This window comes from Psychrobacter sp. CMS30 (assembly GCF_904846565.1).
GTDB lineage: Bacteria > Pseudomonadota > Gammaproteobacteria > Pseudomonadales > Moraxellaceae > Psychrobacter > Psychrobacter maritimus.
This window is the reverse complement of sequence record NZ_CAJHBF010000010.1, coordinates 110,330-122,393: the sequence shown is the minus strand read 5'-3', so window position 1 is coordinate 122,393 and position 12,064 is coordinate 110,330. Positions and strand designations below refer to the sequence as shown.

Genomic DNA, 12,064 nt, shown 5'->3' with positions numbered 1-12,064 from the left:
ATGTGCGGACCGATGCGCGCCCATGTCGGTGTTGATAGCGTACGCTTGATTACCAACAACCCTGATAAAGTCGCTTATTTAACGCAGCACGGTATCGATGTCGTTGAACGAGTGCCATTATTGGTTGGGGTTAACGACATGAATGCTGAATATCTAGCAACCAAACGCGATCGTATGGGTCATCTGCTAGATAAAGACTTTAATACTGCCTTACACCTTAATAAATAGTAAATAATTAGATATTTTATGAGTATGCCAAATATAGAGAGTAATACCAATCCTCTCACAACAGATTCTATGTCAAATGCAACAACGACACCGACCCATAACGACATCATGCGTGTGCGTGAGTTTTTGGTCGATTTGCAAGCGCGTATCTGTCAAGCATTAGAAGCGCAAGAGCGTGATGGCAGTAGCAATGATAAACCAGCTACTTTCGTGCCTGACGACTGGGAGCGCCCTGAAGGCGGCGGCGGTCGCTCGTGTGTTTTAGCAGATGGCGACGTCATTGAAAAAGCGGGTGTGATGTTCAGTCATATTCATGTGCAGAACTTGCCCGCTTCCGCAACTGCGCGCCATCCTGATATCGCTGGTCGTAAAGCACAAGCAATGGGTGTATCACTGGTCGTACATCCTAAAAACCCCAACGTCCCAACCAGCCATGCCAACGTGCGTTTATTCGTAGCAGAAAAAGAGGGCGAAGATCCGATTTGGTGGTTTGGCGGCGGTTTTGACTTGACGCCATTTTATCCGGTATTGGCTGACTGCATGCATTGGCATCAGGTCTGTCATGACCTTTGCGCTCCCTTTGGCGATAGCATCTATCCTGACTTTAAACAGTGGTGTGATGAATATTTCCATCTGCGTCATCGTGATGAGCAGCGCGGTATCGGCGGTTTATTTTATGATGACGTCAATCTTGAGAGTCGTGGCTGGGATTTTGAGACCTGCTTTGACTTTATGAAGGCGGTCGGTAATGGCTATCTTGAAGGTATATTGCCCATTTTTGAGCAGCGTAAAAATACTCCCTACACCGAAGCACAGCGCGAATTTCAACTCTATCGCCGTGGACGCTATGTCGAATATAACCTCGTTTATGACCGCGGCACCCTGTTTGGGCTACAGAGTAATGGACGCATCGAATCTATCTTAGTCAGCATGCCACCGCTTGCTAGCTGGCATTATCGCTTTGAGCCTATTGAAGGGTCGCCTGAGTTTGAATTGACCGATTTTTATCTAAAACCTCGTGATTGGTTGACTTTGTAATCATCATTGGCATAATAAACCACAGACGGCATCAATGTTTACATCAGTAATAGGTTATTTTTAATCTGTATAAGCTATAAAATAACAAGGGTCAGCGATAGATGCTGACCCTTGTTATTTAAGCAACAGCGATATGGATTAAAAACAAGCTATTAAGTACAGAGCAGATATAGTCGTCTTTAATACTTAGAACAACAACATAACATTTATTCTAATAGTCGCAATTTAATCAGGTGGCGAGCATGAAGATGCTACGGCGCCTTTTTATTAGCCACGTATAAAGGAGCAATACAGATGGCACAGGTTTCTAATAACAAATCATTTAAGTCTATCGTTGGCATCAGCTTGATGTCAGCCGCTTTAGGTCTGACGGCTTGTAGCACGCCAGTTGACCCTGACGTTAAAGCGCGCCAAGACAGCATGAAAAGCTGGGGCGATGCAATGGGTATCATGGGTGATATGGCTGAAGCACCTGATACATTTGATGCTGAAATATTTAAAGAACAAGCGGCATTTTTGGCGAAGGACTCTGCCAGCCCTTGGAGCCATTTTGAAAACCAAGAAGCGACTGGTAACGCCACTGAAGCGGTTTGGAGCAACGTTGATGGTTTCCGTACTAAAGCAGATAACTTTCAAAAAGCCACTGCTGAATTAAATACCGTGGCACAAACAGCGACCAGTATGGATCAGGTCCTACCAGCATTCGGTCAAGTAGGTGAAAGCTGTAAATCATGCCATACCGACTTTAAAGTGAAAAAAGACTAATGAGCCTTTGCTATCACCAATAAAAAAGCCGCTATTTTAACGATAGCGGCTTTTTTATTGGTGACTTCTCAAACCTACAAACTTGTTTAGATAATCCATCTTATTAATAGGTTTATGAAACTTTTAAAAAACTAGCCCATTAAATCTGCTTGCACGATTTCAATCCAGTAGCCGTCAATATCTTTAATAAAGACGATATTTTTCATACTACCCTCATCTGGGCGTTTTTTAAACTCAACGTTATTTTCATCGAACCAAGCAACCGCTTCATCCAAATTGGGCACACTAAAGCAAATATGACCAAAACCTTGCGGTTCAGCATTGCCATCATGATAACTAAAATCCGCTTGGGTTTCGGTACCATAGTTATGAGTCAATTCTAAAATACCGCGTTGACGGAAGGCAAAAATTTCTAAATCAGCACCAGCTGGCAAGTTTTCACGCTCGCTTTCAGTCAGCTTGGCTAAAAAGTACAAATCAAAACCCATCGCTGGGAATTTTTTCACCGCCAATAAGGTCATTCCTAAGACGCCGGTATAAAACGCCAATGACTTAGCAGGGTCTTTTACCCGCAGCATCGTATGATTAAACGTATAGCCTGTGGTTTGAGCTGAAATCGGCTGAACGCCGTCAGTTTTTACGCTGCTTGCAGGTTGGGCTATGGCGTTTTGATGATTAGTTGCTTGGTTATTAACTGCTTGATTACCTGTTTCTTGATTGCTATTTAAGCTTTCTGAATCAGTCATAATTTCCCCAATATTTCAGTATTTTTAATCGTTAATAGTGGATACGCTGTCGATGTTATCGCGTATCAGCCAGCCGTATCCTAACTATGATAGACATTTCATACTAAATGTCTATTAAACATCTAAAAACCGTACCTTGCCTGTCTCTAAATTATACTCGGCACCCACAACAAGCAGCTGACCGCTATTGGTGAGGTCTTCTAGCGCGCGCGAACCATGCTTTAATTGGCTAACCGACATGCGTACATTGGCACGGATAGAGCGATCGACCAGCTCATCTGCATCGACATCTTGACCATTGGCAGTGGCAAGTTCATGCAAGTTATAGACACTAGGACGGATACGATCAACGATTGATTGTAAGTTTGGTGAGTAGTTTTGCTCAGGATTAATCAGCGCCTCAACACATGCGGTCACCGCGCCGCAATGCGAATGCCCAAGCACCACCACCAACTTGGTGCCAAATTTTTCGGCGGCAAACTCAACCGAACCAATTTGCGATGGCGCAACCACATTGCCCGCCACGCGTATGACAAACAAATCGCCCAAGCCCTGATCAAATACAATCTCAACCGGCACACGTGCGTCCGAGCAGCCCAAAATAATCGCTAACGGGTCTTGATCACTGATTAATTCTGGACGTTTTTGGGTACAAGGGTCGGTGCTGGTCAAACTATCGACATAGCGTGCATTGCCTTCTTTAAGCAGCGCTAATGCTTCTTGACCAGTTTTTGGGCGGGTATCGTTAGGCATAAAAAGGATCCTTGATTATTAATGTGGGTAATATTCTACATTGCGCTAGCGTGCTGCTTTTGACGTTGACTTATCTTTAAGCTCAGCCGTTGGCTATGGCAAATATCACTGTATTTAGCATACATAAAATGATTGTATAGGAAGCAAGCCAAAAAAATGGTAAAAATTCTTTATTTTAATATCACTCGTTACCTTGCCGATTTATTAACAACCATGAGATAACTTTGGCACATAGAGACAGCCCCTATGCTAAAAACGAACAAGCGCTACCAACCAACGGATAACGAACTTGCACTAATTTACCGCAAGGGTTTGTTATAATACCCAGCAAGCAGACCCCATATAGCCATCGCTTATCGCCATGCTAAATAACGTGCGATACCAAATGACTCAATAAGCCATTAGCTACCTTAAATAATTCGTTAAACCAAAAAGCCATTATGCTACTGACATTGCTGACAGTATCTAATATTCATAACGCTACTGAGCGTTTGGTATTTTAGGAATCAACCTTATGACCGAATCAAATTTACAGACGCAGTCCACGCCTGCCTCAACCCATACTGACAAGGTGCTGCTGCAACTGACTGGTCTAAAAAAAATCTATGATCAAACCGAAGTATTAAAGGACATTAACCTTGATATTCAGCATGGTGAATTTATCACCTTGCTTGGTCCATCAGGCTGCGGTAAAACGACGTTATTACGGTTGATTGCTGGTTTTGAGCAGCCTAATGCTGGGGCGATTTATCTTGATGGCGTCCAGATGGCAGGCTTGCCCGCGGATAAGCGTCCGGTCAATACCGTGTTTCAGCAATATGCGTTATTCCCGCATATGACAGTCGCGCAAAACGTCGCTTACGGACTTAAATTAAAGAAAGTGCCAAAAGATGAGATTCAAACGCGGGTGCGTGAGATGCTAGCGATGGTACAACTTGAGCATTTGGCCAATCGCAAACCACAAGATTTATCCGGTGGTCAGCAGCAGCGGGTGGCGATTGCGCGCGCGGTCATTAATCGTCCTAAACTGCTATTGCTCGATGAGCCCTTATCGGCGCTCGATCATAAGCTGCGTCTGCAAATGCAATCTGAGCTTAAACGTCTGCAACGTGAGCTTGGCATTACTTTTGTGTTTGTCACCCACGATCAAGAAGAAGCGCTGTCGATGTCAGACCGCATTGCGGTGATGAAAGACGGCAGATTTCAGCAAATTGGTACGCCAATTGAAATTTATGAAACCCCTGCCAATTTATTTACCGCCAAGTTTATCGGTGAGACCAATTTATTTAAGGCAGAAGTCAAAGGCGTTTATCCTGAGCAGCCCGATCGTGATGGTCGTGTGACCAATGGGCGGATTGAAGTCGAGGTCTGCGAGGCACAAGCGCAAGAGGGACCGACGACCTTACGTAATCTGCGCCGCCCTGACTTTGCCAATGACGTGCAAGTTGGTGATATCGTCAATTTATTGCTACGTCCAGAAGATTTGCGCATTTATGATCCCAATGATAAAGAGCATGGCGGCTTACTTGGGCGGGTAATTGAAAGTAATTATAAAGGCAGCACCTTAGACTCGATTATTGAGTTGACTAACGGTCATATTATTAAAGCCTCGGAATTCTTTGATGAAGATGACCCAAGTTTTGATTATAAGCTGAATGAAGGCGTAAAAGTATCGTGGGTAGATGGCTGGGAATGGGTGTTGCCTGAAGAACAAGACGGTACGCTTGATAGCGGCATTGATAATGGGATGAATAATAGCACTAGCAAATTAGCTGTCCAAAAGGATATCAGCTAATGGCGTGTCCTAACTTAAGTAATAAAAAATCAAGTAATAAAAACTTGAGCAATAGAAGCCCTTTTCGTACCGCAACGCTATGGCTGATTTGGGGTTGGCTACTCATCTTTGCGCTATTGCCAAATATACTGGTGATTGCGGTCAGCTTTTTGACGCGTGATAGCACAGCTTTTATCAGTTTGCCGGTCACTATCGACAGCTACGTGCGCATGATTGACCCGCTTTATTTCGATGTCTTTGTGCATTCATTATGGATGGCGGGCATCACTACGGTCATCTGCTTATTACTCGGCTACCCGTTTGCTTGGTTTGTATCTCGAGTCAGTAAACGCTGGCAGCCACTGTTGATGCTCATGCTAATATTGCCATTTTGGACCAACTCCTTGGTACGAACTTATGCGCTAAAACTATTATTTGCCAGTAATGGCTTGATTAATAAATCCTTATTAGTAATCGGCATTATCGATGCGCCCATTGATATTTTATATACCCAAGGCGCGGTCATTGCGGGTTTAACTTATTTGTTATTTCCTTTTATGGTGCTGCCTTTATATGCGGTATTTAGCGACTTACGCAATGATATGCTGCTTGCCTCGCAAGATTTGGGCGCCTCAAAACGACAAACCTTTTGGCATGTGGTATTACCCTTAACCACACCGGGGATTATCTCAGGGGTGCTGTTGGTACTACTGCCAGCGATGGGCATGTTTTACGTCGCCGATATTTTGGGCGGCTCGCGTAATTTACTCGTTGGTAATATTATCAAAAACCAGTTTTTAGATGCGCGTGATTGGCCATTTGGTGCGGCCGCCAGTGTGCTATTAACGCTTGCGATGGCGGTATTATTACTCGCTTATCGCGCCAGTAGCCGCCGTATTGGCAAGACTGATTTTAGCGAGGTGGCTTAATGTCTGGTAATTCATCTAATAACTCGTCAATCAATAGCGCACCCATAAAAGCTAAACGCTCTATCAAGCGACCTAGTATCGGCAGTATCGCCGCCAAAGGCTATCTCGGTCTGATTTACACTTTATTATATCTGCCCATCATCGTCTTGGTGGTGATGTCATTTAATAAGTCAAAAATTGGATATAACTGGGGCGGCTTTAGTTTAAAGTGGTACGAGTCGCTATTTAACAATCAGGCGATGCTTGATGCTTTTTGGCATTCTATTGTGCTGGGCTTGGTTGCCGCCACGGTTTCCACCGTTATCGGCACCCTGACTGCACTGGCGCTACATCGCTATGACTTTCGCGGTAAAGGGCTGCTAAACGGGCTGCTATTTGTGCTGATGATGTCACCTGAGATTGTCCTAGCGATATCGCTATTGGCACTGTTTTTATTAATCGGCCTGCAGCTCGGTTTTGTCTCGCTGCTATTAGCGCATATTACTTTTTGCCTGCCGTTTGTGGTCATCACCGTTTTTGCGCGCTTAAGTAGTTTGGATGAACGTTTAATGGAAGCGGCACGAGATTTGGGTGCTAGCGAATCTATGATGGTACGTACGGTCTTGATTCCAGTGATTTTCCCTGCGGTGATGGCAGGATGGTTACTCGCCTTTACCTTATCGCTTGATGATGTGGTGGTATCGACCTTTGTCACCGGCCCTAGCTATGAGATTTTGCCGCTACGTATTTATTCTATGGTACGCGTGGGACTTAAGCCTGAGGTCAATGCCATTGGGACCATTTTACTGGTTGCTTCGTTAATTTTGGTGGTTATCTCGCAATTGCTCCTACGTCGGCGCTGATGTTAAATTTTACTTTAATAACAGCTTTAACATCATTAGATAAAAAGCTTTAACCGTTTTTTCAGCCTTTATTTTTAAGCCTTTATAAGTCGCAATTTCTCATTTTTTTAACGTCAGTGGTTAGGTCATTTTATGCTAGAGCTTCGTCATCTTAATACACTAACTGCGCTGCGAGCCCATGGCTCATTGGCCGCTGCTGCCGATGAGCTGCATGTCACCGCCTCTGCGGTCTCCCATCAGTTAAAAGAGCTAGAAAATTACTACGATATCAGTTTGGTCAACCGTCGCACGCGTCCGCTGACTTTTACGCCAGCGGGCAAAACGGTATTGGCGCTGGCAGACAGTATCATGCCGCAGGTCACGCGCACCAAAGCAAACTTAAAACGCTTAGCCCATGGTCAAGCGGGCAGATTGCGCTTAGCGTCTGAATGTCATAGCTGCTTTGACTGGTTGATGCCGATACTTAATCATTATCGCCGCGAATGGTCGGATGTTGAGCTGGACTTTGCCACCGGTTTTGAGCCTGAGCCGCATCATTTATTGATGGAAGGTGATATCGATTTGCTGATTACCACCAGTAATTTACCGATAGAAGGTATCAGCTATCAGCCACTATTTGAGTATGAAAGCCGTTTGGTACTATCGCCGACTCATGACTTGGCTGAGCAACAATTCATTCATGCCCAAGACTTGGTTGATCAGACCTTGATTGCTTATCCAGTGGAAGCTAAGCGCCTCGATATCATTGCCAATTTTATGACGCCAGCACAGGTCAGCTTTAAAAGCATGCGTACCACCGAGCTGACTGCGATGCTTATTCAGTTGGTTGCTAGTGAACGCGGGGTGGCGGCATTACCTGATTGGGTGGTCGCTGAATATGAGAAAAAAGGTTGGGTGGTTTCGCGGCCATTAGGCAGTGGCGTCTACTGTCAGCTCTATGCGGCAACGCGCACCTCGAGCCAAGAGATTGCCTATATGCAAGGGTTTGCGAGTTTATTAGAAGGGATTGTGAAGCCGTTGTAGCTAGTGCTTTTTTAAAAAAGTTGTTTAAAAAAAGAGCCGTATTAAAAATTAATATGGCTCTTTTTTATTGCTGCATTTTTATTATTACAAAACCAACTTAAAGAAATAAAAGCCAATTGCGGTTGCTAATAACGTCAGCCCCACATGTAGCCCAATCAGTCCTAAGCCCGCCAGTAGTTTGCCATTATGGATAAAGGTAAATACTTCGACGCTAAAGGTGCTAAAAGTCGTCAGCCCGCCCAAAAAACCGGTAATCACAAACAACCTGAAATTGGGAGACAAGCCGCTGCCCACACGTTCAAACCACACCAAGGCCAACCCTATCAATAGTCCACCTAAGACATTGGCGCCAAGCGTCCCAAGGGGTATCCAGTGATGCAGCGGATTAAAACGCGCCAGCCACCCTCGTAGGCAAGCGCCAATGGCAGCACCTAGTCCAATTGCAAGCCACTGCATAAGTCATCCTTGAGTGAGATAAAGTTTAATAAATTGGATACAAGCGACTTTTTAGCGCTTATACCGCAGGCAACTCGGTCATCGGCCAACGTGGTACGCAGCTGACAGCCAAATCATCTGCTTGGCCCGCTTGCAAACGCTCGTAACCGGCATAGGCAATCATCGCCCCATTATCGGTACATAAAGCTGGTGGCGCGTAATGAACGGTGGCATTTATTTTAGCAAGCTCGCTTTCTAAGGTTTCACGCAAATGCGTGTTGGCACTGACGCCGCCAGCAATAACCAAGCGGCTCATCTCGACCTGTTTAAGGGCTTTGACGCATTTTTTCACCAAGGTATCAACCACGGCATGCTGGAAACTGGCGGCAATATCGGCGCGAACTTGCGGATCACTAGCAGAGCCATTGCCCGAGCCACCTGAACATGGGGTGTCCTTGATAAGATTATGTACCGCAGTTTTCATACCGCTAAAAGAAAAATCTAAACCACGATGTAGCATCGGGCGCGGTAAATCATAGGCATTTTGATTGCCCGTTTCCGCTAATTTAGCGATGTTTGGGCCACCCGATACGGTAAACCAAGCATTTTTGCCGCTTTATCGAAACACTCACCCGCCGCATCATCGATGGACTCGCCAAGGATTTCATATTGTCCGATACCGTGTGCGGCAATCAGTAAAGTATGACCACCAGAAACCAGCAACGAGACAAATGGAAAAGCTGGCGGATTCGCACCCATGAGCGGCGCTAAGAGGTGCCCTTCCATATGGTGAACGCCAATCGCTGGAATACCTAACCCATAAGCCAAGCTGCGACCAAATAATGCGCCCGTCATCAGCGCACCGATAAGCCCCGGACCTTTAGTATAAGCAATGGCATCAATCTCATCTTTAGTGATATTGCACTGCTCCAGCAATTCGTTAAATAAAGGCACCAGCTTACGAATATGGTCGCGGCTGGCAAGCTCGGGCACCACACCGCCATAAAGGGCGTGCAACTCTATTTGTGAATACAGTACCTGCCCTAGCAGACCTTTATTGTCGCTAGTTATCTGCTCGCTATCAAAAATCGCCAGACCAGTCTCATCGCAAGAGGTCTCTAAACCCAATACTTTCATTTATATGCCTTTATATTTTGCCTTGTAGCATTAATAAAAAACCGCCACTGTTAGCTTACAATGGCGGTCAGTCGAGCAAATTTCAACAAGCAGAATTAACTGGCTGCAGCGACCATATAATCAACTGCTGCATGCACTTGCGCTTCACTTACTTCCGCATTTGCCTGCGCCGGCATTTTATTAAAGCCTTTTGCAGAATGCATACGTAGCGTATCTATGTCTTTAGCAAGGTGCGGTGCCCAATCTTCTTTATTACCAAATTTCGGCGCTTCTAACAAACCGCTTTCATGGCAAACCTTACACTGTTTTTCATACAGCTTTGCACCAGCATCAGCGGCTAACACTTCTGTCTCAGCAGCAGCTGTGGGCTCAACCTCGGCTACTTCAGTTGCTTCTGCTTCAACGGCAGGTTCAGTGACTACTTCAGTTTCTGCAACTGGCGCTTCAGGCTCTACAACCACTGTCTCTGTTTCATTGACAGCAGCAGGCTCTTCAGCCGCCGTATTGTCGCCGCCACTACAAGCACTGAGTGTTAATAACGCACTAAGACTCAGGCCAGACAGCACCAATTTCACAACTGATTTTTTCTTCATGGTATTTTGTTTCATGGTTATTCCCTCGTCTATAGCTTGTTAGTAAAACAGCTTGTTAATAAAATAGCTGGCTAGTGGCTGTCGCTACCTTCATCACAACGTACTTTTATCGTAAAAGCTACTAATTCGCTACTGCTGTCGCATCCGTAGTTGCTGCATCCGTAGCTGGCGCCTCTGCACTTTTAGTCTCAGTCTCAGTACTAGCCACTTCGGTATCCGCGCTTGCAGTTGCAGTATCTTCTGATGTAGCAGCAGCGCCTGCTTCTGTGCTAGCTGTGGTGGCTTCAGTACTTGCCGCGGCGTCTGCTTCAGCCGCTGGCATTGGCGCTGTTTCTGGGAAATTCAGCTCTTCTGCTTCAGGTGCGTTTTTACGCGCAAGCTCTGCTGCTTCATCGACGCGGTCTTTTGCTAAGACTTCGTGCGACTCGCCTTCTTTATCCCCACTGCAAGCACTGATACCAAAGCCAAGGGCGACGATAAATGCTGTGCTTAGCACCGTGTTTAGTACTGATTTCTTCATTGCAACATCCTTAATAAAGTGCACATAAAACGATTGATATTATGCAAATTATCATAGCATAAACTCTGCCTAAACCGTTATAGACAGTAGGGTTTTTTATTTCTGTTTGTACCATGCAGTAAATTTATTCATTCATACACTTTTAAAGAGCACTATGTTAAGGGCAAGCAAATCATGAGTCTAAATGAGTTACGACCGTTATTGCTGATAATAGCCTGCAACTTAATGATAATTATGGATTAATGCGCAAAAGCCTTTGACTTTACTGCCATTTTTGATTAAAATAAGCGCCCTTGTGCTATTGCGCAAGACTATCCTAGTTTGAGCTGATGCCGATAATCTTGAGATATTACGGCTAAATACTAATACACAGCCAAACTAATGCCCTTACATCTCATCCTAATAAAGGAGCTTTCATGCCTGCAGTTAAGGTTAAAGAAAACGAACCAGTTGACATCGCTATCCGTCGTTTTAAACGTGCTTGTGAAAAAGCCGGCGTTCTATCAGACGTACGTAAGCGTGAATTTTATGAAAAACCAACGCAAGTACGCAAGCGCAAAAAAGCCGCTGCTGTAAAGCGTTATAAAAAGAAATTACAACGCGAAACTATTCGTACCACTCGTATGTACTAATCACTAATACGATTAGCTAAATACCAGCGCTACACTAACGCCACTGTTATCGATGAATAACAGTGGCGTTTTTTATGCTACAATTTTTGTTATTCATGCTGATAAATGCTCAGCAGATTTTTATTTAACACTTACCAAAAACTATTTTATCCATACTCATAAGGAATAATAACAATGAGCCAACTTAAACAGAGCTTGTCTGACAGCATCAAAACTTCGATGAAAGCGCGTGAGCTTGAGCGCGTCAAAGTATTGCGCAACGTTCAATCGGTGGTCAAACAAATTGAGATTGACCGCCAGACCGAACTTGATGATGCGCAAGTATTGGAAGTGCTACAAAAGCAGCTAAAACAACGCCATGAGTCACTGACGATTTTTACCGAAAATGGCCGTGATGATTTGGCAAATAAAGAGCAGTTTGAAATCGATATCATCAACGAGTTTATGCCAAAACAAATGGATGATGCCGAGCTTGCCACTTTGGTCAATGCCGAAATCGCTGAGCAAGGTGCTACATCGATGCGTGATATGGGCAGCGTGATGGGTGTGTTAAAAAATAAAACCGCGGGCCGTGCTGACCCTGCACTCATCTCTAAATTGGTGAAAGATGCGCTACAAAGTTAATTAAAGTTAAGAAAAGTTATATATT

At 44.7% G+C, this 12,064-nt stretch carries 13 protein-coding genes and 2 pseudogenes; 9 read left to right on the top strand and 6 right to left on the bottom strand.

Annotated features, from left to right (window positions below):
• The 3 genes and pseudogenes from JMX94_RS07365 to JMX94_RS07355 all read left to right on the top strand — a co-directional run.
• Window positions 1-228, top strand: a pseudogene (locus tag JMX94_RS07365) (GTP cyclohydrolase II); the annotation flags it as partial.
• Between the two features lie 69 nt (window positions 229-297).
• Entirely contained in the window at window positions 298-1,266 is a 969-nt protein-coding gene (hemF, locus tag JMX94_RS07360) for an oxygen-dependent coproporphyrinogen oxidase (protein ID WP_201564681.1), read from the top strand.
• 294 nt (window positions 1,267-1,560) lie between these two features.
• Window positions 1,561-2,031: a cytochrome c gene (locus tag JMX94_RS07355; RefSeq protein WP_201564649.1), complete on the top strand. Its 471-nt coding sequence runs from the start codon at window positions 1,561-1,563 to the stop codon at window positions 2,029-2,031.
• Window positions 2,032-2,162: 131 nt separating this feature from the next.
• Here JMX94_RS07355 and gloA read toward each other — a convergent pair whose 3' ends face one another.
• The gene (gloA, locus tag JMX94_RS07350; RefSeq protein ID WP_227673553.1) at window positions 2,163-2,777 is read right to left on the bottom strand and encodes a lactoylglutathione lyase; all 615 of its coding nucleotides are present in this window, start codon (window positions 2,775-2,777) and stop codon (window positions 2,163-2,165) included.
• Between the two features lie 114 nt (window positions 2,778-2,891).
• Entirely contained in the window at window positions 2,892-3,530 is a 639-nt protein-coding gene (locus JMX94_RS07345) for a carbonic anhydrase (protein WP_201564647.1), read from the bottom strand.
• A gap of 514 nt (window positions 3,531-4,044) precedes the next feature.
• Here JMX94_RS07345 and potA point away from each other — a divergent pair.
• The 4 genes from potA to JMX94_RS07325 all read left to right on the top strand — a co-directional run bounded on the left by potA (window position 4,045) and on the right by JMX94_RS07325 (window position 8,098).
• Entirely contained in the window at window positions 4,045-5,325 is a 1,281-nt protein-coding gene (potA, locus tag JMX94_RS07340; protein WP_201564645.1) for a spermidine/putrescine ABC transporter ATP-binding protein PotA, read from the top strand.
• Entirely contained in the window at window positions 5,325-6,233 is a 909-nt protein-coding gene (gene potB / locus JMX94_RS07335; RefSeq protein ID WP_201564636.1) for a spermidine/putrescine ABC transporter permease PotB, read from the top strand. The genes potA and potB overlap by 1 nt, the downstream gene beginning before the upstream one ends.
• Window positions 6,233-7,075 carry a spermidine/putrescine ABC transporter permease PotC gene (potC, locus tag JMX94_RS07330; RefSeq protein ID WP_201564627.1) on the top strand — a complete coding sequence of 281 codons (843 nt, stop codon included), beginning with the start codon at window positions 6,233-6,235 and terminating at the stop codon, window positions 7,073-7,075. Before potB ends, potC begins: the two co-directional genes overlap by 1 nt.
• A gap of 132 nt (window positions 7,076-7,207) precedes the next feature.
• Window positions 7,208-8,098, top strand: a complete 891-nt coding sequence (locus tag JMX94_RS07325; RefSeq protein ID WP_201564620.1) for a LysR family transcriptional regulator — start codon at window positions 7,208-7,210, stop codon at window positions 8,096-8,098.
• A gap of 84 nt (window positions 8,099-8,182) precedes the next feature.
• On the opposite strand, the gene JMX94_RS07320 is transcribed toward JMX94_RS07325, so the two are convergent.
• From JMX94_RS07320 to JMX94_RS07305, 4 genes and pseudogenes are all read right to left on the bottom strand, one after another.
• A complete protein-coding gene (locus tag JMX94_RS07320) occupies window positions 8,183-8,554 on the bottom strand; it encodes a CrcB family protein (protein WP_201564618.1) in 372 nt (123 codons plus the stop codon).
• Window positions 8,555-8,612: 58 nt separating this feature from the next.
• Window positions 8,613-9,670, bottom strand: a pseudogene (gene tsaD / locus JMX94_RS07315) (tRNA (adenosine(37)-N6)-threonylcarbamoyltransferase complex transferase subunit TsaD).
• 95 nt (window positions 9,671-9,765) lie between these two features.
• Entirely contained in the window at window positions 9,766-10,278 is a 513-nt protein-coding gene (locus tag JMX94_RS07310; RefSeq protein ID WP_227673552.1) for a cytochrome c5 family protein, read from the bottom strand.
• 106 nt (window positions 10,279-10,384) lie between these two features.
• On the bottom strand, window positions 10,385-10,783 hold the full coding sequence (locus JMX94_RS07305; RefSeq protein WP_201564611.1) for a hypothetical protein: 399 nt from the start codon (window positions 10,781-10,783) through the stop codon (window positions 10,385-10,387).
• A 416-nt stretch (window positions 10,784-11,199) separates the two neighbouring features.
• Here JMX94_RS07305 and rpsU point away from each other — a divergent pair, with 416 nt between their 5' ends.
• On the top strand, window positions 11,200-11,415 hold the full coding sequence (rpsU, locus tag JMX94_RS07300) for a 30S ribosomal protein S21 (RefSeq protein WP_010195908.1): 216 nt from the start codon (window positions 11,200-11,202) through the stop codon (window positions 11,413-11,415).
• Window positions 11,416-11,589: 174 nt separating this feature from the next.
• On the top strand, window positions 11,590-12,039 hold the full coding sequence (locus tag JMX94_RS07295; RefSeq protein ID WP_201564609.1) for a GatB/YqeY domain-containing protein: 450 nt from the start codon (window positions 11,590-11,592) through the stop codon (window positions 12,037-12,039).
• The last annotated feature ends 25 nt before the right edge of the window (window positions 12,040-12,064 follow it).